The organism is Kribbella sp. NPDC043289, from assembly GCF_056436705.1.
Genome location: NZ_JBWKCB010000005.1, coordinates 463,443 through 486,948, shown reverse-complemented (window position 1 = coordinate 486,948; position 23,506 = coordinate 463,443). Strand labels below are relative to the sequence as shown.

Below are 23,506 nucleotides of genomic sequence, written 5' to 3'. Positions count from 1 at the left end.
GTTGGGAGACCCCTTGACCGCGTCCGCCCGTGAATCCGCCCGTTTGACTGGCGTCGTACCGCCGCTCGTCACTCCGCTCACGCCCGAGTACGACGTCGACACCGCATCGCTGGCGCGGCTGATCCAGTACCAGCTGACCGGGGGTGTCAACGGGGTGTTCGTGCTCGGCACCTCCGGGGAGGGCACGTTCCTGACCGACGAGCAGCGGCAGGTCGTGCTGGAGACCACTGTCGCGGAGGTGGCCGGGCAGGTACCGGTGCTGGCCGGCGTCATCGACACGTCGACCAATCGGGTGGCTGCGCACGTGTCCGCCGCTCTGAAGGCCGGTGTGGACGGGCTGGTCGCCACTGCCCCGTTCTATGCGGCCACCCACCCTGCCGAGATCGAACGCCATTTCGTGCGCCTGCACTCGCTGGCTGGTGACACGCCGATCTACGCGTACGACATTCCGCCGCGGGCCGGCACGAAGCTGCCCGCCTCGCTGATGATCTCGCTCGGCGAGCAGGGGGTCATCGCGGGCGTGAAGGACTCCAGTGGTCAGGACACCTCGTTGCGCGAGCTGGTGCTGTCGCGACGTGAGGCCGGGCTGGAGGGGTTCACCCTGATGACCGGCTCGGAGGTGACGGTCGACTCCTCTTTGGCGTTCGGCGTCGACGGCGTCGTACCTGGTCTTGGGAACGTGGACCCGGCCGGGTACGTGCGGTTGTTCACGGCAGCTGTTGCCGGCGACGCGGCAGCGGCACGGGCGGAGCAGGATCGGCTGTTCAGGCTGTTCGACATCATCAACGTGGCGGACCGGTCGCGAATGGGCGCCAGCTCGTCCGCACTGGGTGCGTTCAAGGCGGGGTTGTACCTGCTCGGCGTGATCGCCTGCCCGATCACGGCGTACCCGTGTATTCCTTTGAGTGAGACGGAGATCGCCGCGGTCCGACCGCTACTGGACCGGGCCGGATTACACTGAGCGATCCTGACCAAGGGAGGCCGGCAGTGACAACGGGTGGGCTCAGCCGGGCACGTGGTGCGGCGGGGAATCAGTCCTTTATCCGGGATGCGATCAAGTCGTACATCCTGGAACGCGGGTTGAAGGCAGGTGACCCGCTGCCCAACGAGCAGGACCTGATGGCGCAGCTCGGCGTCGGGCGGCACCCGCTGCGCGAGGCGATGAAGGCGCTGCAGGCGGTCGGCATCATCGAGATCCGGCACGGGTACGGCACGTACGTCGGCGCGGTGAACCTGCAGTCGCTCGAGGACGGTCTCGCGTTCCGCATGTCCCAGTCGATGGCCGGCGACCTCCGCGACGTACAGAACGTCCTGGAGGTCCGCCAGGCCATCGAGGTCGGGCTGGCGGACGATGTGGTCGAGCACTTCAAACAGCACGGCTACGACACGCTCGAGCCCATCGTCGAACGCATGGAAGCCAAGGCCGCCGAGGGCAAGTACTTCCCCGACGAGGACTGGGCCTTCCACCAAGCGCTCTACGAACCCCTGGGCAACGCCCTGGTCATCGACCTGCTGTCAGTCTTCTGGCGCACGTTCGCCCAGGTCGACGCCCGCCTCCCCGGCGCCCGCTACACCCCCTCCGACGCCGCCGCCTGGCACCGAGACCTCCTCCAAGCCCTAACCTCCGGCAACCCCGACACCTACGCCCACTCCATGAAGTCCCACTTCAACGGAATCCACACCCGCCTGGACTCGTAGCTCTGCAGCTCGACAGTACGTATACGCCCACTGCGGCCTCGCGGCGCGGCAGCTGAGCGTGAAGATGAGTGATTGGGAGGGACACCTCCTGTCGAGCTGCCGCCTGTGGATGAACCAAACCGGTGAACTGGCGTTTTCAGGCACCATCCCGGGATGGAATCGGTCGATCAGATCCTGCTGCGCCGGGGCGGCTGGGCCACCGCCTCCGACTTGGCCGGCCTGGTCACCCGGCACGCCGTGGCGAAGGCCGTCGCGCGCGGCGACGTCCAGCGGATCGCACTGGGGATCTACGGACTTCCCGGCCTCCCGGCCGAAACTGTCGCGGTACTGGCTTACGACGGTGTCCTCTCGCACATGAGTGCGGCAGCGGCCTCCGGCCTTCCCTTGCTGTCAGCACCTGAGAAGCCACACCTGATCCTGCCGCCGCATCGCCGTCCGCGACCAGGCCCACCTGCTGTGATGCATTGGGCCGAAGTCAGTTCGACCGAGCGAAAGGCCCGCATCACTTCCTTGTCCCGTACTGTCGCCGACTGTTCGCGCTTGCTTCCGTTCGCCGAGGCACTGGCCGTCGCCGACGCTGCTCTCGCCACCCGGCACCTGCTTCCCGAGGAACTACTGTCCGAGGTATCTGCGATGCGGGGTGCCGGTTGCCCGAACGCTCGGCAGGTCGCGACCGCTGCCACACCGTTGGCCGGCAGCTTTCTGGAGTCGATCCTTCGGGCGCTCCTGATCAGCGCGGGCGTCGAGGGCTTCGAGCCACAGGTCCTGGTGTCGCACGACGGGTTCTATGCCCGAGTCGACCTCGGACATCGGGTCGCCCGGTTGGCGTTGGAGGCCGAGGGGTTCGAGTTCCACGGTTCGCGCCGGGACTTCGCCGCCGACTGCTACCGGTACGACGAGCTCAACACCGCGGGCTGGCTGGTTCTCCGGTTCACCTACGAGCAGATCATCGGTGATCCGGCCTGGGTTGTTGCCACCGTCCGCGCGGCCCTCGCGCAGCGGCTCGTCGGGTGAAGTCCGGCAGCTCGACAGTACGTATACGCCCACTGCGGCGCGGCGCTCGGTCGGTTGAGCGTGACGATGGGCCGACCGAGCTGACACGTCCTGTCGAGCCGCCGATCCCTCAGGCGAAGAGGTTCTCTGCGTCCACGATTGTGTAGGCGTAGCCCTGTTCGGCTAGGAAGCGTTGGCGGTGGGCGGCGAACTCGGCGTCGATGGTGTCTCGGGCGACGATCGAGTAGAAACGGGCGGTGCGGCCGTCGCCCTTGGGGCGGAGGACGCGGCCGAGGCGCTGGGCCTCTTCCTGGCGGGAGCCGAAGGTGCCGGAGACCTGGATCGCGACCGACGCCTCGGGCAGGTCGATGGAGAAGTTGGCGACCTTGCTGACCACCAGCCGGGTGATCTCGCCGTGGCGGAACGCGTCGAACAGGCGCTGGCGTTCGCGGACCGTGGTCTCGCCCTTGATCACCGGGCACTCCAGCCGTTCGCCGAGCTCGTCCAGCTGGTCGATGTACTGACCGATCACGAGCAGCGGCTCACCGGCGTGATGGTCGGCGATCCGTCGTACCAGCCGGGACTTCGCCGGCGTGGACGCGGCCAGGCGGTAGCGGTCCTCGGGCTCGGCCGTCGCGTACACGAACCGCTCGGTCTGCTCCAGGTCGACCCGCACCTCGATGCAGTCCGCGGGCGCGATCCAGCCCTGCGCCTCGATGTCCTTCCACGGCGCGTCGTACCGCTTCGGGCCGATCAGCGAGAACACGTCACCCTCGCGACCGTCCTCGCGGACCAGCGTCGCCGTCAGACCGAGCCGGCGGCGGGTCTGCAGGTCGGCGGTCATCCGGAAGATCGGCGCGGGCAGCAGGTGCACCTCGTCGTACACGATCAGGCCCCAGTCGCGGGCGTCGAACAGCTCCAGGTGCGTGTAGACACCCTTCCGCCGCGTCGTCATCACCTGGTACGTCGCGATCGTGACCGGCCGGATCTCCTTGCGCGCACCGGAGTACTCGCCGATCTCCTCCTCGGTCAGCGTGGTGCGGCGCAGCAGCTCGTCCTTCCACTGCCGCGCGGACACCGTGTTGGTGACCAGGATCAGCGTGGTCGCGGAGGCCTGTGCCATCGCGGCCGCGCCGACGATCGTCTTGCCGGCACCACAGGGGAGTACGACGACCCCGGAGCCGCCGTGCCAGAACGAGTCGGTCGCCTGCTCCTGGTACGGGCGTAGCTCCCAGCCGTCAGTTACCAGGTCGATCTGGTGCGCCTCGCCGTCGACGTACCCGGCCAGGTCCTCGGCGGGCCAGCCGAGCTTCAGCAGGGTCTGCTTGAGGTGACCGCGCTCCGACGGGTGCACCAGGACGGTGTCGTCGTCGAGCCGCGCGCCCAGCATCGGCTTCACCTTGTTGCTGCGCAGCACCTCTTCCAGCACCGGCCGGTCGGTCGTCACGAGCACCAGCCCGTGCTCCGGATGCTTCTCGAGCCGCAGACGCCCGTACCGATCCAGGGTCTCGGCGATGTCGACGAGCAGCGAGTGCGGGACCGGGTAGCGGCTGTAGCGCAGCAGTACGTCGATCACCTGCTCCGCGTCGTGCCCGGCCGCGCGCGCGTTCCACAGGCCCAGCGGCGTCAGCCGGTAGGTGTGCACATGCTCCGGCGCCCGCTCCAACTCCGCAAACGGCGCAATCGCCTTCCGGCAGTCGTTCGCGTCCGCATGCGCGGTCTCCAACAACAACGTCTTGTCCGACTGCACGATCAGTGGACCGTCTGTCACCCGCAGCTCCTAACCTCGCCCCGACCCTCCATTGTGCCTGGTGCTGCAAGTAAGCGGCTGACCTAGTCGACGGGGCGGGCTGTGGAGATTCGGTGGAGGGCGTAGGTGCGGGGGGCGTCGGTGGTGTCGTCGTAGGCGGTTAGCCAGCCGTCGGCTACTCGGACTGGTTCGACGATGCGTTCGGAGGAGTGGCCGTTGTGGTCGACGTACGCGATCCAGGTGCGGGTGTGGGCCTCGGCGGCGTTGGTGAGGACGGCGATGGTTTCGGCGGGGGCGGCGGGTTCGACGAGGCCCTGGTCGTCGGGGCGTTCGGCGGCGATGCGGTCGCCGGCGCGGACCTTCTCGATGACTGCCTTCACCTGGTCGTCGGTCAGGTCGAACGCGCTCTCGTTGAAGTCCCGGCTGGTACGGCGCCGCGGTGCCTCGCCACGTCGCGGCGCGCCGGTCACGTGCAGCGCACCGTCGAAGGTCTCGGCGAGCGGCGCCAGCCCGGCGTCGCGCAGCCGGCTCAGGACCATGTCCGGTGGGGACGGCGACACGACCACGGTCGGCGCCAACCGCCGGAACCGCACACCGGGCATGTTCGAGTTCAGCAGTTGGGTCAGCACGTTCTCGTCATCACACCGCAGGTACGTCGAGGCGGTCCCGAGCCGCAGTACGCCGTGGCGCCGTGCAACGTCGTCGATCAGGTACGCCAGCGGCTGCGGCACCGGAGTGCGCGAGTGCTCCGCCAGCCAGCTGTGCAACTGCGCCGCGGTCCGCCCGAGATCGAACGCACGCCGCACCGAGCTGTCACTGAACCGGTAGACGCCAGCGCCACCGTCGGACTCGACATCCGCCATCGTGGACAGCTCGTCCTGCACGGCACGCACCAACGGTCCAGGAGCAATCGCGGTGAGGTCAGCCTGCAACAGCACCTCGGACACCGGCTCCGGCATCAACGGGCTGATTGCCTCGGCCAACTCGTCAACGGTCGGCTCCGCACCCAGCAACGGCTGTGCGTGCTTCGCCATCGAGCCCAGTCCGGTCAGCCCGAGCAGCGCGGCCTCGGTCACGCTCCACTGAACCAGGTCGTCCCGGAACTGCCCACCGCGCCGCGGCCGATGCCACGCCACCCAGGTCACCACGGTCTCCGGAGCCGGCGCAGTACCCGCACCTGCTTCGGCCAGCGCCTGCAGCGTCAGCACCCGGATCTCCGGTGCCAGCAACCGCTCCAGGTCCGGCGCCAGCGCGTTGATCAGCCGCTCCCGAGCAGCCGCCGTACCGCCGCCGCTGTCCCGTCGGCCGATCAGTCCGATCGCCCTGAGTCCGTTGAACCACGCAACGACGAGCTGAGCCCACCGGTGCGCCAGGTCCAGCTCCAGCCAGTCGTCGTACGCACTGGTCGGCAGCCACAGCTCACTGGTGCCGACTTCGACGGCAGCAACCAGACCAGCGGCGTACGCCATCTCCAGCACTGCTGCGGCGGTCTGCTCCTCCGCGCCGATCTTCCCGGCCAGACTGCGGAGCTCACGGACGCCAAGCCCACCAGTACGCAGCACCGGCGGCGGCTCGGTCCCCAGCTGCTCGAGAGCTCGGTCAACCAGCCGCACCAGGTCCAACGCCGCACCAGCAGCCGCCCGGTCGGCGATCGTCGCCGACACCTTCTTCCCGTCCAACGGCGGCGGCACCGGCCGAGTCGACGCCAGTACCCGCCCGCCCCGCAGATGCAGCCCGATCTGCCGCGGCAGCACCACGGTGTTCGGATCCTTGGGTACGACGAGACCGCGCGCGAGCAACCGCTCCACGGGAGTACGGGCCGAGGCGATCGTCACCGGACGCTCCGCCTTCTCGACCGAGCCGGTCGGCGGGCCCCAGGTCAGCTTGTCCAGCACTGCCCGCGCATCCGGGCCGGCCTGCTCGATCAGCTTGTCCAGATCACCGAAGTGCCGCGTGGTCACCGGACCGAGTCCAGCCGGCGTCGGTCCGAGCAGTTCGTGCACCGCACGGATCGGGCGGAGGTCGTCCGCGGCTCCCCACACCAGAGCGAGGTCCAGCAGCTCGTCGACCCGCGGCCGGACCACCTCCTCCGGCTGGTCGACGCCGCGCGCCAACGTCTCCAGATCGACCGGCTCGGGCAGTGCGGACAGCGACTCGAGCAGGTCCACGCCGAACTCGTCCAGCCGGTTGATCGCGCGCGCCGCGGACGCGTTGCTGGTCGCCCGCGCGGCGAGTTGGCCGGTGTCCGCGGGAATCGGCAGCGCCAGGTCGGGCCGCCGCCGGAGCAGCTCGCCGAGCGCGGCGTCGTCCCACGTCCGCAAGGCCTCAGCGAGGGTACGGGGGCGGGTCGGATCGGCGGTGCTCATCCTTCCAAAGGTACGGCCCCGGCGGTCTGCACCCCAAGGTCGGTCAGGATCCGGCCCAGGGTTTCTTCCAGCGGACTGTCCGGGCCGATCACGGTCTGCTCGATCCGGTCCAGGACGTCGTGCTCCCGGTACCAGTCCGGCATCATGTCCGGATCCACCCCGGGCATCACCCGCGTCCCGTGCCGTACGACGGTCTCCGTGAACGGGATGTCGAAGTAGTAGTGCAGCGTCGTCCCGCGATGGTCGGCGGTCAGCCGCCGCAGCATGTCGCCGTACCGCCCGTGGTCCAGGATGCCCTCGAGCACCACGTCGTACCCGTGGTCGAGGGCGTAGCGGACGGTTGTGTCGATCAGCCCGATGTTCACCCCGCCGGGGACGTCGCGCTCGCGGAGCAGGATCCGCCGGAGGTGGTCCTGCTCTACCCACGCCGTACCGCGGCCGAGTCGTTCCCGCAGCGCCTTCGCGGTCGTCGACTTGCCGGAGCCCGAGTTCCCCCGCAGTACGACGAGTCGCGTCGCCGGCGTACCGGTCACTCGGCTGCCCCGGCGCTCCCGATCCGATGGAAGCCGACACGCTCGTAGACGGCTGCGACGGCGTCGGACTCCGCGGACAGCAGCACCAGCTCCACTCCGTTGGCGAGCGCGTGCTCGACCAGTGTGGAGGTCACTGCGGCTGCCAGGCCGCGACGGCGCATGGACGGCAGTGTGCCGACGCCGACGATCTCAGAGGTCGAGTTGACCGGCTGGTGGGTCCCACTGGCCACCATGCCCTGCTCGGTGAACGCGCCGGCGGTGACTGCCACGCCCTGTAGTACCCGGTCTCTCAGCGTCGCTACGACGTCGTCCGGTACCGCTGCGGCTGCTACTTCGCGCTCAGTGGGTCCAGCAGTGCCGACCGCCGTGCCGGGCTCACCGAACGCGAGGCCGGCGACCGCACGCGCCTCCCGGACCATGACCTCGTCAGCGGACAGGATCTCGCAGCGCGCGTCAGCCAGGGCAGGCCGGAAGTCATCTCGCTGCAGCACGAGCAGCGGGTGCTCGACCACAGACAGACCTGCGGCGGCAGCAGCCGGTCCCAGCGACGGACAGGTCTCCACGACCCACTCGAAGCTCAGCGGGATCTCCAGCTCGGCACACCGCGCCCGCACCAGCTCGATGTCACTCGGCTCGATGGTCGCGCCGGATCCGGGTACTGGGCGGGCGTAGTACGGCCAGACGGTCGTACTACGGAACAGCGTGAACGGACCGACCTGTTCGGGAAACGCGCCGGACAGAGGGACGCTGTGAAGGTACTCATCGACTGTGCTGATCATCGCGAGGCAGTGAACCATCCGGACCGGGTCGACGCCAGTGGATATGTCGAGACGCGCCGAACGGCTCCGACGTACCACGTGTCAGCTAACACGACCGAGGAGCAACAGATGCAGAACGTGACGTCCGCGGACGGTACGACGATCGCCTACGACCGCCTGGGCAGCGGACAGCCGGTGATCCTGGTGGGCGGGGCGCTGTGCGACCGGCAGTCGTTCCGGCCGCTCGCCGACGAGCTGGCGAGCGAGTACGACGTGGTCACCTACGACCGGCGCGGCCGCGGTGACTCCACCTCGCGCTGCACGCCGTACGGCGTGCAGCGCGAGGTGGAGGACATCGCCGCCCTGGTCACGGCCCTCGGCGGTATGGCGGCCATCTACGGGCACTCGTCCGGCGCCGGGCTCGCGGCGATCGCGGCAAGCACCGGACTGCCGTTCACGAAGGTCGTGCTGCACGAGCCGCCGTACGGACCGGACGACGTCGACCCGTCGGACGGTGGGGACGAGGTGCTCGAACGGATCCGGGAGGGGCGCAACCTGGAGGCGGTCGAGCTGTTCCTGATGATGACGGGCATGCCGAAACCCCAGGCGCTGCAGTGGGCGGCCACTCCCGGTCTGGCCGATCTCGCGCCGACGCTCGCCTACGACTTCGCCGTCATGGGGCACGGCCTGAACGGCACGGGTACGCCGGTCGAGCTGCTCCGCACGGTCAAGCCCGAGACGCTCGTCCTGGCCGGCACCGCGACGGCGCCGTTCATGATCGACGCGGCGCATCGCATCGTCTCGATCCTCCCGAACGCCGCCCTCACCGAACTCAAGGACCAGCACCACGCGGTCGCCCCCGAGGTGCTCGCCCCTGTGGTGGCTGACTTTCTCAGGCGATGATCTCGATCGACACCTTGTCCGGGTAGAAGGCGACGTGGTCGCGGATGTCTGCGACTGCGTCGTACGGCGCCTCGTAGGTCCAGACCGCGTTCGCCCCGTCCGCCCCGGCGGGGAGGACGTTGTAGTACGACGCGTCGCCCTTGTACGGGCAGTAGGTGTGGCGCTCGGTGCGCTCGAGCTGCGTGAAGTCGACGTCCTTGCGCGGGATGTACTGCACCGCCGGATAGCTCGCCTCCTGCAGCGACAGCGCGTCGCGGGTGTCCGCGACGACCCGCTCGCCGACCTTCACGACCACGCGGTCCGGGTTCTTTCCCACGGTGATCGGATGGTCCGGCCCGGGGATCTTCACAGTCTTCTCCGCCATAACTGCTGACAACCCAGCCACCTCTCATCCCATTCCCGGATGTTGGTGACTGGTGACGAACGTTGCCCCCGCGGCTTCCGCGAGCTCGGCGCCTAGGGCACCGGCCGGGGTGTACGCGCCGGGCCGGCCGTCGCCGCGAGCCAGTCGGACTGCTGTCTCCGCGGTGGCGTTCGCGGTGAACTCCATCGCGTCCCCGGTCCGCAGCCACGCCTCCCGCGTCGTACCGTCCGGCCACGTCACGACCGCATGACCCCACGAGTGCTCGCGCGGTCGCGGAGCCGGCTTGAACTCGGCCGCCGCCATCCGCCGTACGGCGAACCGTCGCAACGCCGGGATCCTCAACAGCGCACCTGCCACTGGCAGGATCGCCCGCACCGCAGGCGCCGACGGAACCAGTCCGGACGTCGCCACGACGTTCGGTGCACCACTCGCGAGCTGCGCCGCCAACAGCTCGCCCGTCGGAGCGCCGGCGGACTTGGCCGTCTGCCCGTCGGGCAGCGCATGTACCCGCGGGACGGCCGCCAGTCGCGTCGGGACCCGCCGACCGTCCTCGTACCGCAGTCCGCCCGTAGTCAGCCCCGACACGATCGACTGCGCCAGCGCCTCGCCCAGCTGCCCGCCCTCGATCGCGACCGACGGCAACGCATCCACCCGTACGTCGCGAGGCGTCGCCCGATCCGCACACAACAGCGCGACCACCGCCTCGGTCCCGAGCACCCCGAACCCGGCGCCGGTCACGAACGTGCTGCCCGCCGCCACGGCCTCGTCGTGCAGTGCGAGCAACCGCGGCATCGCGACCAGATCGTTGGCCAGGTCAACGTAATGCCCGCCCGGCAGACAGGCCCGCGCGATCGGTACGGCGGTCTCGGCGTACCCACCGATCGTGTTCACCACGACGGCCGGCCGGCGCCGCGCGATCTCGGCCGCCGCGTCCGCAGTCTCGATCACCTCGGCGTCGCCCAGCCCTACCTCCGCGGCGGTCTTGCGCAGCCGCTCGGCATTCCGCCCGACGAGCACCGGCGTACCTCCTCGGGCCGCGACCTGGGCGGCGATCTCGCGTCCGGTCCGCCCGGTGGCGCCAAGAATCCAGATGGCCATGCGTGCTCCTCGGTCTGATGTCTCAGGGTGTCATCACTGCGACGATAGCACGTCGATGACACTCTGAGACATCGCGATTGCTAGACTCCGGGCATGGCGCGATGGGACCCCGGTGCGGAGCAGCGGCTGCGGAAGGCCGCGCTCGAGCTGTACGCCGCACACGGGTACGACGCGGTGACGGTCAACCAGATCGCCGAGCACGCCGGCCTGACCCGGCGCTCGTACTTCCGCTACTTCCCGGACAAGCGCGAGGTCCTGTTCGCCGGCTCCGAGCGCCTGCCCGCCGCGGTGACCGACGCGATCCGCGCCGTCGACCCCACGGTCGCGCCGTGGCCCGCCGTACTGCAGGCCGCCGCGGCCGTCGGCGAGCTCCTGGCCGACCTGGCCGAGGACACCGACGTACGGCGGGAAGTGATCGCGGCCAGCCCGGAACTGCAGGAGCGCGAGCGGACCAAGATGGCCTCGGTGACCGCCGCTCTGCGCGACGGGCTCGAGGAGCGGGGGTTGTCGCCCGACGACGCCGCGCTGGTGGCGCAGGTGGGGTCGGTCGTGTTCCAGAACGCGTTCAGCCGGTGGATCGACGGTGGCGGGCAGCGGACCTTCCGGTCCTGCCTCGATGCCGTCAGCGGGTCACTCGGTGGTGAACTCTTCCAGCTCGACGACTAGGCACGGTCCGCCGTCGAAGGCGCCACCGTCGATCCCCAGCGCGAGCCCATCGGCGTACAGGTGCGGGCCGGTCAGGAACTGTGGGTCGATCCCGAGCTGGTCGGCGACGATGCTGTGCCCGTGCACGATCCGGTGGCCGCCGAGGTGCTGCAGCATGATCCGGGCCACATCCGGACCGCTCGCGCCGCGGAACGCGTACCGGGAGGTTGTGCGGCGCCAGATCTCCCACCAGACCTCGATGTCGTCGGAGTGCAGCTCGGCGCGGGCGGCAGTGTTGATCTGGTCGATCGTGTCGCCCCACTCGACGTACTCGGCGGTGTCGGAGTGCATCAGCAGATGGCCGGCGTCCAACGCGAGCATCGGCCGGTCGAGCAGCCAGGCCACTTCCTCGGCGGTGAGCAGCTCCTGGTCGCGGTCCTGGCCGCCGTTCAGAGCCCAGGACCGCTCGAAGCTGCGCATGGTGATGCCGTCGTGCGGGACGAAGGTGTCGCCGAACTTGTGCATCCCGAGCGCGAGGATCTCGTGGTTGCCGAGCAGCATCCGGACCGCGTCGTCCGGTGCCTGGTCGATCAGGCCGCGCACGTAGCGGAGGACGCCGATGCCGTCCGGGCCGCGGTCGAAGAAGTCGCCGAGGAACCACAGTCGGGCGTCCGCGGCGGCCCAGTTGCCGTCGGCATCGGTGAGGCCGGCGGCGTGCAGGGCGGCGGTCAGTTTCTCCAGGTGGCCGTGGACGTCGCTCACGGCGAACACCCGCGTCACGTCATCCCCGAATGGTCAGCACGATCAGTACGATGTTCAGGGCCGTGACGGCGGTGGCTACCAGGCATGCCGCGAGAGTAGTCGCCTTGCGGTTGACGAGGTCACCCATGACGCGCCGGGAAGCGGTCAATCTCACCAACGGCCACAACGCGCACGGGATGCCGAAGCTCAGCACCACCTGGGAAACCACCAGCGCCCGGCTCGGGTCGATGCCGATCGCGAGCACCAGCAGGGCGGGCACCAGCGTGATCAGCCGTCGGGCTGCCAGCGGGACGCGGCGCTGCCAGAACCCGTCCAGGATCACCGACCCGGCGTACGTCCCGACCGAGGAGGAGGCGAATCCGCTGGCCAGCAGGGCGAGCGCGAACAGCAGGGCCGGGAACTCTCCGAGCCGGACACCGATCGCGGAGTGGGCGGCGTCGAGCGAGTCGGCGCCGGTGCCCTTGAGGGAGGCGGCGGCGAGGACGACCATCGCCAGGTTGACCGCGCCGGCCAGCGCCATCGCGACGGCTACGTCCAGGCGGGTGGCCCGTAGTACCCGGGACTTGCCTTCGTCGGACCGGATGCTCTTCCAGTGCCGGTCGGTGACCAGGGCGCCGTGCAGCCAGATGGCGTGCGGCATCACGGTCGCGCCGAGCATGCCGGCCGCCAGCACCAGGGACTCGGTCCCGTCCAGGCGGGGCACCAGACCGCTGACCACGCCACTCGCCGACGGGTCAGCCTTAGCCGTCGACACCACGAAGCCGATCAGTACGACGGCCAGCAGTCCGATGATCGCGGCCTCGAACGGCCGTTGCCCGCGCTTCGACTGGTAGATCAGCAAGGCGAACGAGACGACGCCGGTGATCGCTCCGCCGAGCAGCAGTGGGACGTGGAACAGCAGGTTCAGCGCGATCGCACCGCCGACGACCTCGGCCAGGTCGGTCGCGACCGCGACGATCTCGGCCTGCGCCCACAGTCCGGTTGACGTCGAGCGTTTGAAATGGTCACGGCAGAGCTGCGGCAGGGTCCGCCCGGTGGCGATACTCGCCTTGGCCGCGAGGTACTGCACCAGGACGGCCATCAGGTTCGCGCCGACGACGACCCAGCACAGCAAGTAGCCGTACGTCGCCCCCGCGGCGATGTTGGTCGCGAAGTTGCCCGGGTCGACGTACGCAACTGCAGCAACGAACGCCGGTCCGAGCAGTAACAGCCCGGACCGGCTCAGTTGCCGCCGCAGCGGCGCCGGTGCATACATGAGAGAAGTCTCTACGAAGGCACCGACAACGCAACCCTTGTTCCGCTTTTGAGACGGGCCTTACGCCCAGCTGAAGTGCACTTCCAGGGTGACCTCGACGCTGCTGTCGCCCGGGGTGACGTTGATCGAGGCGTCGAGGTTCGCCTTCCGGCCCGCGGCGGACGCGGCGTACCGGATCGGAAACGCGTTCTGGGTCTCTGCGATCGCGGTGACCGAGCCCAGTGCGAAGCCGGCCAGCGTGGCCAGGTGCTCGGCCTTCGTCCGCGCCTGCTGGAAAGCGAGTTCCCGTGCCTGGGTCAGCAGGCCGGACTTGTCCTCGATGTCGAACTGCAGCCCGTTCAGGGTCAGACTGTTGCCCGCAGCATCGACCGCCGCGTTCAGCAGCGCTCCGAACCCGGTGAGGTCCTTCGTCTCGACCTGGATCATGTGTGACGCCTGGAACCCCACGTCAACCCCGGGCTCACGGAAGTGCTGGAACACGTTGACGGCGCTGGTGCCGAGCTGCGACTCCACGACGCCGCGTCCACGCAGAGCTGCGGTCACCGCCTCCGTGAGCTCACCGACCCGCGCCACCGCACTCGCCACGTCCGGTGCGAACGACTCGACCCCGAATGTCGCCCGCAGCACATCCGGCGCCCCACTGACCTGTCCTGACCCGACAACAGTCACCCCAGTATCCATGGCGGCCAGTCTGGCATCCCGCTCAACTGGCGCGGCGGATGATGCGAGCGGGGATGTCGTGGAGGTGGCAGAGCGACAGCAGTGCTGTGCCGTCGATGAGCTGGATGGGTTTGCCGTTGGCGAACTGGTAGCTGGTCGGTCCGAAACCGGAGGTGGTGATCAGGATGCCCTTGGTGGCGCCGGCGTCCACCACAGTGCCGAACAGGTCGCGTACGGCGGACGGCGGCACGGTGCGGGTCCAGAGCTTGGCCTGGACGACGAACTTCCCACCGGTGATCGGCCGGGGATCGTAAGCCACGCAGTCGATCCCACCGTCCGTCCCGCGCCGGAACAGCTGCGCCTCCAGGCCCATCCGGGTCAGCAGGTTGTGTACGAGGTGTTCGAAGGACTCCGCACTCAGCTCCAGCAGATTGGGCCGGGCGTCGATCTCACTGATCACGTCGACCGCTTCGACAGCCCGTGGATCGGTCAGGTCGAACTCCAGCACTGGTTCGACCGGCTGCAGCTCCTCCGGGTGCCGTGACACCTCTGCGGCGAAGAAGTGCCGGACACAGGCCACCGGGTCGAGCTGATCCATCACCAGCGCCTGGTACTGCTCCCGCGTTGCCCGCAAGGTGATGAGGCACGGCCGCACGGTCTGACCGGTGGTGAGATCCACGGACTCGACCATCCCGTTGAACACGACCGTGTCGACCACGCCGTACCTGTCACTGCCGAAGACCAGGTGCAGCGCCCGCAGCGCGAGCTGGGCGACCAGCTGTTGGTAGAGCCGCCGCAGTTCCTGCGGATCCCGCAGTACGGCGAGCACTGCGTCGACGTCACGGTCATAGCGGTACGACGCCTCGGCAGGGACCGCAGTGACATCCGGGAGGTCCCACTCGAGCGCCAACAACGTCGACTCGGGCACGTACCCGACCTTGCGCCGGCGTGGGAAGTCCAACGGCTCGGGTAGGCGGTCCAGCGCCTTGGTGAAGTAGCGGGTCACGGCGGCCCGGTCGTGGTTCTCCACCGCGCGCTGGTACGCGTCGACCCGCGCATGCTGCTCCGCGGTCGCCTCGTCGAGCCGGCGCTGGTGCTCGACCTGCTCCCGCAGCGCCTTGGCCACCCGCGTACGGCGGGTCTCCTCGGCGGCCCGGTGCCGCTCGATCGCCTCTGCGAACCGGTCCTCCGCGTCGGCGAGTCGACGCGCGAACCGGCGCTCGGCGCCCCACCAGCGGAACCTGCCCGGCGGGTGAGGTACGAACGCATCCCAGACAGGTCCGGGATGCGCCTCGAGATCGGCCGGTGACACGGTCGGCGGAGCCCGGCGCGGAGCCCGCTTCAGGGTCTGTAGATCGGCACCGTGTATGTCGATGGCGAGCGCGTCGGCCAGGACGGTGCCCAGGGTTCCGACGCGCTCCTGTACCGCAGCGGTACGTTGCGCCGCTTCGGCGGATCGACGCGGCGGACGCTCGCTGCGGGCGTGACCTTCCATGGATCGGCCCATCGCCTCACACCTCTCACCTCCAATGTAACGGTCCAACCACGCTCCGCGACCGTGATGACGGAGAGTTGGAGAGGACATTGCTTGCCGTCCACCCCCTGTTTCCTGCTGCACGTGCAGGTGCTCGGTTCAGGGGAACGAAGAAAGAGGGCCCCTGTTTCCTGCCGCACGTGCACTTGCAGGCGCATCCGGCGCAGGTGACGATGACAGGCATGAGCCAGCCGTCGTACGCGTCCGGGGTGTCCGAGGTTCCGTTGCTGGGCGAGACGATCGGCCAGAACCTCAGACGGGCGATCGCGGCGTACGGCGATCGCGAGGCGCTGGTGGAGGTCCAGACCGGAAGGCGCTGGACGTACGACGAGTTCGGCGCCGAGGTGGAGCTGGTGGCGCGCGGCCTGATGGCGCGGGGGATCGCGCAAGGTGACCGGGTCGGCATCTGGGCCCCGAACCAGGCCGAGTGGACGATCACGCAGTACGCGACCGCCTTGATGGGCGCGATCCTGGTGAACATCAACCCGGCGTACCGCACCCACGAACTGGCGTACGCGCTGAACCAGTCAGGCGTCCGGCTGCTGGTGTCCGCGACCGCCTTCAAGGCCAGCGACTACCGCGCGATGATCGACGAGGTGCGCCCGGACTGCGCCGCGCTCGAGGAGACCGTCTACCTCGGCACCGGCGACTGGGACGCGCTCCGCGACGACGCGAGCCGGATCACCGTCGAGGCCCTGAACGCCCGCGAGTCCGAGCTGTCCTTCGACGACCCGATCAACATCCAGTACACCAGCGGTACGACGGGGTTCCCGAAGGGCGCGACACTCAGCCACCACAACATCCTGAACAACGGCTTCTTCGTCACCGAGACGATCGCGTTCACTCCCGAGGACCGGCTCTGCATCCCGGTGCCCTTCTACCACTGCTTCGGCATGGTGATGGGCAACCTCGGCTGCACCACCCACGGTGCCTGCATGGTGATCCCGGGGCCGGCGTTCGACCCGGCCGCCACGTTGCAGGCCGTCCAGGACGAGCGGTGCACCGGGTTGTACGGCGTACCAACGATGTTCATCGCCGAGCTCGGGCTGCCGGACTTCTCGGGGTACGACCTGAGCTCGTTGCGAACCGGGGTGATGGCCGGATCGCCGTGCCCGATCGAGGTGATGAAGCGCTGCGTCGCCGACATGCACATGGCCGAGGTCGCGATCTGCTACGGCATGACCGAGACGTCGCCGGTGTCCACTCAGACCCGCCGCGACGACGACCTGGACCGCCGTACGTCGACTGTCGGGCGGGTGCTGCCGCACGTCGAGGTGAAGCTCGTCGACCCGGCCACCGGCCTGGTCGTCCCGCGCGGCGGGACCGGCGAGCTGTGCACCCGCGGGTACTCCGTGATGCTCGGGTACTGGGACGAGCCGGAGAAGACCGCGGAGGCGATCGACCGGGCCCGCTGGATGCACACCGGCGATCTCGCGACGATGCGCGAGGACGGGTACGTGAACATCGTCGGCCGGATCAAGGACATGGTGATCCGCGGTGGCGAGAACGTGTACCCGCGGGAGATCGAGGAGTTCCTCTACACCCACCCGTCGATCGCCGACGTCCAGGTCATTGGTGTCCCCGACGAGAAGTACGGCGAGGAACTTTGCGCCTGGATCAAGCTCAAGCCCGGCGCGGACCCGCTGGACGCGGACGCCGTCCGGGCCTTCGCGAACGGCCGGCTCGCGCACTTCAAGATCCCGAAGTACGTGCTGCTGGTGGACGACTTCCCGATGACCGTCACGGGCAAGATTCGCAAGGTCGAGATGCGTGAGAAGTCCGTCGAGCTCCTCGGACTGAACTGATCAGGCTGCCGATCCCGAACACGGCGCCGAGTCCGCACACCGCGGACCACCCGGCCCGCTCGTACAACGCGGTCGAGGCGATCGCGCCGACGCCGCTGCCCAGCGAGTAGAACACCATGTAGCCACCGATCAGCCGGCTGCCGGCGTCCGGCCGGTAGATCAGGCTCTGGTTGGTGACGTGCACAGCCTGTACGGCGAGATCGAGCAGCACCGCTCCGATCGCGAGCCCCACCAGGGACTGCGACGTCGCCAGCCAACTCGTTGCCAAGAGCACCGAAGCGGCGATCCTGACGGCCCGGCCGTGGCCACGATCGGCCAGCCGCCCGGCCGGTCCGGCGGCGAGCGCGCCGGCCGCGCCGATCAGGCCGAACGCACCGATCTCGGTGTGCGACAGGCCGCGTTCGGTGAGCGGCAGCGCGATCGAGGTCCACAGGGTGCTGAACGACGCGAAGACGAAGAACGCGCGGACCGCGCTCTCACGGAACAACGGCTCCCGCCATAGCCCGGCGGTGGATCGCAGCACCGCGCGGTAGGTGAGGTTGCTCGCGGGACGCGGTCTGGCGGGAGCGAAAGCGGCGGCGATGGCGAGGCAGACGGCGCAGGCGATCAGGTAGACGGATCGCCAACCGAGGAGGTCGGTGAGGATTCCCGACGTCGTGCGGGCCAGCAGGATGCCGATCACGATGCCGCTGGTGATGGTTCCGACGGTGCGGCCGCGTTCGGCGGGGTCGCTCATCGACGCGCCGAAGGCGACGAGGGACTGGGTGACGACGGCGAGGGCGCCGACCGCGGCGAGGCCGAGGAGCAGCATCGCGGAGTTCCTCGCCAACCCGGTCGCTAGCAGCGCCGCGGCCAGCAGGGCGAACTGGACCCCGATCAGGCGCCGCCGATCGAGCAGATCGCCCAGCGGTACCAGGAAGAACAGGCCGAGCCCGTACCCGGCCTGGGTGACCGTCACGAACACTCCGACCGTTCCGGGGGCGATCCCGAGGTCGCCGCCGATCGTCACGAGCAGCGGCTGGGCAAAGTACACCGTGGCGACCGCGACCCCGGCCGTCAGCGCGAGGAACAGCCTGTTTGGTTGCATCTTGCTACCGTAGGAGGAGTTGGTAGCATATTGCAACCAGGAGGTGTGGAGTGGTCAAACGCACGAGATTCGACGGTGAGAGCTGCCCGGTCGCGCGGTCGGTGGACGCGGTCGGCGACTGGTGGTCGCTGCTGATCGTCCGCGACGCCTTCGACGGCAGCCGCCGGTTCGGCGACTTCCAGCGCAGCCTCGGCGTCGCGAAGAACATCCTCAGCTCGCGGCTCCGCGCACTGGTCGACAACGGCATCCTCGACCACACCGGCCCCGACTACGTCCTGACCGCCAAGGGTGAGGCGCTCTTCCCCGTGATCGTCGCCCTCCGCCAATGGGGCGAGGCTTTCGCCTTCGAGCCGGGCGAGGACCACTCAGTCCTCCTGGACCGCCGCGACCACCTACGGCTACGCCCCCTCGAAGTACACGCCGCCGACGGCCGCCCAATCACCCCGTCAGACACCGAGGTCCACAAGGTCTGACCGGCAGCTCGACAGGTAGAGCACAGGCGAGACGCTGTACACGGAACACCAATCACGCTCAGGTGCACTACCTGGCCGACCGACACCTCCTGTCGAGCTGCCGATCGCGCGTCTAGTCCCGCAGGTGTTCGGCGAAGGCTTTGACTGACGGGGTTTGTTCGCCGCGGCGCCAGATCAGGGTGAGGGCGGAGTCGGGGAGGCCGGTGAGGGGGACGGTGACGATGCCGGCGCGGCCGTTGAGGTCGGCGGTGGGGCGGCAGATGATCATCGCGCCGCGGTTGGCGGCGATCAGCGAGATGCCTTCCTGAAGGGTGTTGACGTCGGGCCCGCGGTGGATGAGTGCGCCGCCGGGTGTCTGCGTCGGAGCCTGGGCCTGCCGCCAGTAGTCGGGCGCAGGCCCGGCGAACGCGATCAGGGTTTCGCCGGCCAGGTCCTCCGCGTCGACCGAGTCCCGCCCGGCGAGCCGATGCCGCTCGCAGACCGCGAGGGTTTGCGGGTGGCGCGAGAAGACCGGACCGACGACCAGGTCATCCTCGGCGACCGGCAGCAGTACGACGGCAGCGTCGATCGTGCCGCGGCGAAGAGCGCCGAACGGATCGTTCAGCGGCAGCTCGCAGACATCGATCAGGCAGTTCGGATTGCGCGCCTGGAAGGCCGAAACCGCGGCGAGGATCTCGTCGCTCGCCGCACCCTGGAACCCGATCTTCAGCTTCCCCTGGACGCACGCGGCGTACTCGCGGGCGTTCTCGACGACCCGCTCCAGTGCCGCGTACGCCGGGCGCAGGGACGTCACCAGCTCCTTGCCCAGCGGGGTCAGCGCCACTCGCCGGCTGGTTCGCTCGAACAGCGGGCCGCCGATTCGGCGTTCGAGTGCCTGGAGTAGTTGGCTGACTCGGCTTTGCGAGAGGTAGAGGCGTTCCGCCGTGCGGCCGAAGTGGAGTTCGTCGGCGAGGACGAGGAAACACTCGAGTTCGCGGATCTCGACGGCCATGGGTCCAGGGTCATCGATTAGCTCAGCTAATACAAGGATGACCAGATCGCCGTTGTTCGGGACCACCGCTGAGCCGCTCACTGGTGACATGACAACGATCTGCGTCGACCAGCCGGTCTCCGGCGCGCGGGCCTGGGCCGCGTCCGTGACGATGGCCGCGACCGTGTTCACCGTGGTGACCGCCGAGATGCTGCCGGTCGGCCTGCTGACCCCGATGAGCGACGCCCTGCATGTCACCGAAGGAACCGCCGGCCTGAGCCTCACCGTCACCGGCGTCGTCTCCGCGATCGCCGCGCCCGTCCTCCCGCTGCTGCTCGGCAAACTCGACCGCCGCACGGTGCTGATCGGCCTGATGCTCCTGCTCGCCGCGGCCGGCTTCCTCGCTGCGATCGCCCCGGCGTACTCCGTCTTCGTCAGCGCCCGGGTGTTGATGGGGATCTCGATCGGCGGCGTCTGGCTGTTCACGGTCGGCCTCGCGCGTCGCGTCGTACCTGCGCATGCGTCCGGTCCCGCGACGTCGCTCATCTTCAGCGGGATCGGAATCGCTTCTGTACTGGGGATTCCGGCCGGCGCGTACGTCGGCGAGCTTGTCGGCTGGCGCTGGGCCTTCGCGGGTGTCGGGCTGCTGTCCATCGCACTGGCTGCCGCGCTGACCATCTACCTACCGCCACTGGCCGCCGAGAAAGCAGTGCGCTTCAACGACGTGGCGAAGGTGCTGCAGGTCAAGCAGGTGCGCGTCGGTCTGGTGCTCGTCGGGCTCATCGTGACCGGCCACTTCGCGGCGTACACCTATGTCCGTCCGCTCCTCGAACCGCACACGGGCCCTGCACTGATCGGCACCCTGCTGCTCGCGTACGGCGTGGCCGGTGTCATCGGCAACTTCCTCACCGGCGCTCTCCGCCCGGCCCGCGCCCTGACCCTCATCGCAGCCGGCATCGCGTTGACCGCCTTCGCCCTGCCCGTCGTCGGCACCACCCTCGCCGGATCCCTTGTCCTGCTGGTGATCTGGGGCCTCGCGTACGGCGGGACGACGGTCAGCACGCAAGCGTGGGGACATGCCGCGGCACCCACCGCGCCCGAAGCATCCTCCGCCGTCCTCGTCGGGACCTACAACGGATCCATCGCCCTGGGTGCCTTCGCCGGCGGCCAGGTCGCCGATCACCTTGGTACGACGACCGTCACCTGGCTGCCCGCAACGCTGGCAACCGCCGCCCTGCTGGTCCTGTTAGCGAACCGCCGCCAGCGCGGCTGAGTCCTCGTCGCCGAAGGTGTCCTCGAGCTTCTCCGGCGAGTAGTCGAGATCGATCCCGGCCACGTCCGCGCCGACCGCCGACTCGATCGCGCCGAGGCGGCGGGTCGCGCGATCACCGGCGTACGTCATCAACGCCGCCGGGCTGATCTCCGGCGGGAGTTCCGGCGAGTTGTCGAGAGCCCACTGGATCTGCGTCAACGCGTGCGGGAGGAGCTCCTCCATCGTGTCCGTGACGACCTTCCAGTTCGACGCGTCACCCGCCACGTGCCGGCGGCAGGTGAACGTGCCCCACGCCATGTGCCGGCGCTCGTCGTCGCCGATCCGGCGGATCAGTTCCTGCATGCCGGGCAGGACGCCGCGCGACGTGCAGAGCAGGTTCCACGCGTGGTACCCGGTGAGGGCCAGAGTCCCTTCCACCACGTGGTTGTAGGTCACCGACGCCCGGACCTGGTTGGCCGGCGACGGGTCGTCGGCGAGCGACTTCAGCGCGACCGGCAGCGCCTCGTAGAAGATCGCGCGGTACCCCGGGTTGTTCTCGACGTACCGGTGCAGGTCCTCGGTGACGCCGACCGCGTCCAGCCAGAGCCGGAAAACCGCGGTGTGCTTGGCCTCCTCGAAGCAGAACTGGGTCAGGTACATCTCGTCGCCGAACCGGCCCTCGGCGGCCATCGCCTGCAGGAACGGCTGTAGATCCTCGGTCACCGCCTCCTCGCCCGCGATGAACTGCGAGCAGAGCATCAACGCGTTGTCCTTGTCGTTGTCGCCCAGCTCCTGCCAGTCCTTGGCGTCCTGGCTGAAGTCGATGTCGCGCGGGTTCCAGAACTTGCGGTTGCCCTTGTCGAACAGACGCAGGGGCAGCGCGTCCCAGTTCAGGCCACCGGACCGCAGCGAGCTGAAACCCTTACGGTGCAGTTCGTTCATACGTGCTGCCTCCTCGTCTCGGACAGGAACGGAGAGAGGACGCGAGCCAGTTGCGCGGCCACCACCGCCGGGGGAGGGCCCGGCGTGACGATGTGGCTCAGGACGACGCGTAACGCGACGTCGACGCAACTGGTCGCGTCCTCGGCTGGGACCTCCGGCCAGTGCTCCCTGACATGGGCATCCAGCCGGAGGTGTGCCAGTTCCAGCACCTGCTGCCCCCGTGTGGTCAGCAGCTGACTGGCCTGGTCCGATCCCGGCTGGCTCAGCGCCGCCTTCACCAGCGGGTTCGCCCCGGCCAGCGTGAGGGCCCGCTCGACCGCGGCCCGCAGGCCGTCGATCGGGTCGGACTCCTCGGCGAGCGCCGCGTTCACATCCAGCAGGAACCGTTCGGTCTCGCGCGCCGCGACGGCTTCCAGTACGCCCCACTTGTCGCCGAACTCGTTGTACACGGTCTGGCGGGACACCCCGGTACGACGGGCTACCTCGGCCATCCGAAGTCCGTCGTACCCACCTGTTTCGATGGCGTCCTGTGCGGCGTCGAGCAGCTCGTCGTGGAGCCGGCGTTTGGTCCGATCGGCAAACGAGTCCATGGGGACGAGGGTTTACAAAATCGTCTCCGGTGTCAAGTGTTCGGACATCGTGTCTTCGTTTGTCAAATGCTGGAGTAGTGCGAGGCGTCACCCGATCGCGGCGTACTGCGGACGCCGTCGACGCTCACCGGGACGTCGCCGGCGAGCGTGATCCGGTGCAGGCGGCGCGGCAGGTCGTCATAGTCGGCGACGCCGAAGTGCTGGGTGGCGCGGTTGTCCCAGATCGCCAGGTCGCCCGGCTGCCACTGCCAGCGGACGGTGTTGTCGAGGTTGGTGATCCGGTTCTGCAGGAGCTGGAACAGCGCGCTCGTCTCGGTGCTGCTGAGGCCCACGAAACGGCGGACGAAGTGCCCGAGGACGAACGCCCGCTCACCGGTCTCGGGATGCACGCGGACCACCGGATGCTCGGTCTCGAACAGTTTCGACTCGAACTGTTTGTGGTGCTCCTCGAATTTCACGTCGACCCCGCCGATCCGGCCCTCGTCCGCATGGCCGGCGTAGTCGTAGACATTGCTGTGCACGGCCCACAGTCGGTCGACCAGGGCCTTGAGCGACTCGGGCAGTTGGGCGTACGCGCGGACGGTGTTGGCCCACGTCGTCCCACCGCCGTACGCCGGCAGCGTGACCGCGCGGAGCAGGCTGATCGCGGGCACACGGTCGACGAACGTGACGTCGGTGTGCCAGCTGTTCGCCTTGCTGTAGTCGGAGTCGATCGGCAGTACCTCGGCCGCGCCGTCGAGGCTCTTCGAGGTCGGGTGCGCGAGGGTCGGCGTGCCGAGCAGGCGCGCGAACGCCAGCTGGCCGGCGTCGTCGAGGTGGTGCTGCTCGCGGAAGAAGATCACCTTGTGGTCGAGCAACGCCTGCCGGATCGCGGCGACGGTCGGCGGCGCGAGGTCGCCCCCGAGCCGGACGTTCCCGATCACGGCGCCGAGCGCGCCGCCGGCCTTGTCGACGGTGATCTCCGGTGCTTCCAGTTGCGCTGTCATGACTGCTCCCTCACGGTCGGTGATCTCCCATAATCCGACCGATTTAGTAGACATAGGGTCTGTTTCGGGATGCGAGACCGTG

The 23,506-nt window shown here is 69.0% G+C and carries 23 protein-coding genes; 8 read left to right on the top strand and 15 right to left on the bottom strand.

Annotated features, from left to right (window positions below):
• Positions 1–13: 13 nt before the first annotated feature.
• The 3 genes from AC0662_RS30090 to AC0662_RS30080 all read left to right on the top strand — a co-directional run bounded on the left by AC0662_RS30090 (position 14) and on the right by AC0662_RS30080 (position 2,712).
• Positions 14–961 carry a dihydrodipicolinate synthase family protein gene (locus AC0662_RS30090; RefSeq protein ID WP_452196826.1) on the top strand — a complete coding sequence of 316 codons (948 nt, stop codon included), beginning with the start codon at positions 14–16 and terminating at the stop codon, positions 959–961.
• 26 nt (positions 962–987) lie between these two features.
• On the top strand, positions 988–1,698 hold the full coding sequence (locus tag AC0662_RS30085) for a FadR/GntR family transcriptional regulator (protein WP_452196827.1): 711 nt from the start codon (positions 988–990) through the stop codon (positions 1,696–1,698).
• 153 nt (positions 1,699–1,851) lie between these two features.
• On the top strand, positions 1,852–2,712 hold the full coding sequence (locus AC0662_RS30080; protein ID WP_452196828.1) for a DUF559 domain-containing protein: 861 nt from the start codon (positions 1,852–1,854) through the stop codon (positions 2,710–2,712).
• Between the two features lie 109 nt (positions 2,713–2,821).
• Here AC0662_RS30080 and AC0662_RS30075 read toward each other — a convergent pair whose 3' ends face one another.
• From AC0662_RS30075 to AC0662_RS30060, 4 genes are all read right to left on the bottom strand, one after another.
• On the bottom strand, positions 2,822–4,462 hold the full coding sequence (locus AC0662_RS30075; RefSeq protein ID WP_452196829.1) for a DNA repair helicase XPB: 1,641 nt from the start codon (positions 4,460–4,462) through the stop codon (positions 2,822–2,824).
• 62 nt (positions 4,463–4,524) lie between these two features.
• Complete coding sequence (locus AC0662_RS30070; protein WP_478304841.1) at positions 4,525–6,807, bottom strand: helicase-associated domain-containing protein; 2,283 nt, start codon at positions 6,805–6,807, stop codon at positions 4,525–4,527.
• Positions 6,804–7,340, bottom strand: coding sequence for a zeta toxin family protein (locus AC0662_RS30065; RefSeq protein WP_478304839.1), 537 nt, complete (start codon positions 7,338–7,340; stop codon positions 6,804–6,806). The genes AC0662_RS30070 and AC0662_RS30065 overlap by 4 nt, the downstream gene beginning before the upstream one ends.
• On the bottom strand, positions 7,337–8,119 hold the full coding sequence (locus tag AC0662_RS30060) for a GNAT family N-acetyltransferase (RefSeq protein WP_478304837.1): 783 nt from the start codon (positions 8,117–8,119) through the stop codon (positions 7,337–7,339). Before AC0662_RS30060 ends, AC0662_RS30065 begins: the two co-directional genes overlap by 4 nt.
• 108 nt (positions 8,120–8,227) lie before the next feature.
• Here AC0662_RS30060 and AC0662_RS30055 point away from each other — a divergent pair, with 108 nt between their 5' ends.
• On the top strand, positions 8,228–9,001 hold the full coding sequence (locus tag AC0662_RS30055; RefSeq protein ID WP_478304835.1) for an alpha/beta fold hydrolase: 774 nt from the start codon (positions 8,228–8,230) through the stop codon (positions 8,999–9,001).
• Here AC0662_RS30055 and AC0662_RS30050 read toward each other — a convergent pair.
• Together AC0662_RS30050 and AC0662_RS30045 are read right to left on the bottom strand one after the other, a co-directional pair.
• Positions 8,991–9,365, bottom strand: coding sequence for a DUF427 domain-containing protein (locus AC0662_RS30050; RefSeq protein WP_478304832.1), 375 nt, complete (start codon positions 9,363–9,365; stop codon positions 8,991–8,993). The two genes, AC0662_RS30055 and AC0662_RS30050, sit on opposite strands and share 11 nt — an antisense overlap.
• 24 nt (positions 9,366–9,389) lie before the next feature.
• Complete coding sequence (locus AC0662_RS30045) at positions 9,390–10,463, bottom strand: saccharopine dehydrogenase NADP-binding domain-containing protein (RefSeq protein WP_478304830.1); 1,074 nt, start codon at positions 10,461–10,463, stop codon at positions 9,390–9,392.
• Positions 10,464–10,556: 93 nt separating this feature from the next.
• On the opposite strand from AC0662_RS30045, the gene AC0662_RS30040 reads away from it, so the two are divergent.
• On the top strand, positions 10,557–11,129 hold the full coding sequence (locus AC0662_RS30040) for a TetR/AcrR family transcriptional regulator (RefSeq protein WP_478304828.1): 573 nt from the start codon (positions 10,557–10,559) through the stop codon (positions 11,127–11,129).
• Here AC0662_RS30040 and AC0662_RS30035 read toward each other — a convergent pair.
• Genes AC0662_RS30035 through AC0662_RS30020 form a run of 4 tightly spaced genes read right to left on the bottom strand, consistent with a single transcriptional unit; the run spans position 11,094 to position 15,292 of the window.
• A complete protein-coding gene (locus tag AC0662_RS30035) occupies positions 11,094–11,870 on the bottom strand; it encodes a metallophosphoesterase (protein ID WP_478304826.1) in 777 nt (258 codons plus the stop codon). The two genes, AC0662_RS30040 and AC0662_RS30035, sit on opposite strands and share 36 nt — an antisense overlap.
• Positions 11,871–11,889: 19 nt before the next feature.
• Entirely contained in the window at positions 11,890–13,125 is a 1,236-nt protein-coding gene (locus AC0662_RS30030) for an Nramp family divalent metal transporter (RefSeq protein ID WP_478304824.1), read from the bottom strand.
• Between the two features lie 60 nt (positions 13,126–13,185).
• Complete coding sequence (locus AC0662_RS30025; protein ID WP_452196839.1) at positions 13,186–13,806, bottom strand: SIMPL domain-containing protein; 621 nt, start codon at positions 13,804–13,806, stop codon at positions 13,186–13,188.
• A 22-nt stretch (positions 13,807–13,828) separates the two neighbouring features.
• Positions 13,829–15,292 carry a restriction endonuclease gene (locus tag AC0662_RS30020; RefSeq protein ID WP_478304822.1) on the bottom strand — a complete coding sequence of 488 codons (1,464 nt, stop codon included), beginning with the start codon at positions 15,290–15,292 and terminating at the stop codon, positions 13,829–13,831.
• A gap of 209 nt (positions 15,293–15,501) precedes the next feature.
• Here AC0662_RS30020 and AC0662_RS30015 point away from each other — a divergent pair, with 209 nt between their 5' ends.
• Positions 15,502–17,124, top strand: coding sequence for an AMP-binding protein (locus AC0662_RS30015; RefSeq protein WP_478304820.1), 1,623 nt, complete (start codon positions 15,502–15,504; stop codon positions 17,122–17,124).
• Here AC0662_RS30015 and AC0662_RS30010 read toward each other — a convergent pair.
• Positions 17,060–18,211 (bottom strand): MFS transporter, encoded by a 1,152-nt coding sequence (locus AC0662_RS30010; RefSeq protein ID WP_478304818.1) that lies wholly within the window; start codon positions 18,209–18,211, stop codon positions 17,060–17,062. The two genes, AC0662_RS30015 and AC0662_RS30010, sit on opposite strands and share 65 nt — an antisense overlap.
• Positions 18,212–18,261: 50 nt before the next feature.
• Here AC0662_RS30010 and AC0662_RS30005 point away from each other — a divergent pair, with 50 nt between their 5' ends.
• On the top strand, positions 18,262–18,684 hold the full coding sequence (locus AC0662_RS30005) for a winged helix-turn-helix transcriptional regulator (protein ID WP_452196843.1): 423 nt from the start codon (positions 18,262–18,264) through the stop codon (positions 18,682–18,684).
• Positions 18,685–18,796: 112 nt separating this feature from the next.
• Here the strand turns inward: AC0662_RS30005 and AC0662_RS30000 are convergent, their stop codons facing one another.
• On the bottom strand, positions 18,797–19,675 hold the full coding sequence (locus tag AC0662_RS30000) for a LysR family transcriptional regulator (protein WP_452196844.1): 879 nt from the start codon (positions 19,673–19,675) through the stop codon (positions 18,797–18,799).
• An 88-nt stretch (positions 19,676–19,763) separates the two neighbouring features.
• Between AC0662_RS30000 and AC0662_RS29995 the strand changes: the two genes are divergently transcribed.
• Positions 19,764–20,927, top strand: a complete 1,164-nt coding sequence (locus AC0662_RS29995) for an MFS transporter (protein WP_478304815.1) — start codon at positions 19,764–19,766, stop codon at positions 20,925–20,927.
• Here AC0662_RS29995 and AC0662_RS29990 read toward each other — a convergent pair.
• The 3 genes from AC0662_RS29990 to AC0662_RS29980 all read right to left on the bottom strand — a co-directional run bounded on the left by AC0662_RS29990 (position 20,901) and on the right by AC0662_RS29980 (position 23,424).
• Entirely contained in the window at positions 20,901–21,848 is a 948-nt protein-coding gene (locus tag AC0662_RS29990; protein ID WP_478304813.1) for a R2-like ligand-binding oxidase, read from the bottom strand. The two genes, AC0662_RS29995 and AC0662_RS29990, sit on opposite strands and share 27 nt — an antisense overlap.
• On the bottom strand, positions 21,845–22,438 hold the full coding sequence (locus tag AC0662_RS29985; protein WP_478304811.1) for a TetR/AcrR family transcriptional regulator: 594 nt from the start codon (positions 22,436–22,438) through the stop codon (positions 21,845–21,847). The genes AC0662_RS29990 and AC0662_RS29985 overlap by 4 nt, the downstream gene beginning before the upstream one ends.
• Before the next feature lie 62 nt (positions 22,439–22,500).
• Positions 22,501–23,424: a TauD/TfdA dioxygenase family protein gene (locus AC0662_RS29980; RefSeq protein ID WP_452196848.1), complete on the bottom strand. Its 924-nt coding sequence runs from the start codon at positions 23,422–23,424 to the stop codon at positions 22,501–22,503.
• Positions 23,425–23,506: the final 82 nt, after the last annotated feature.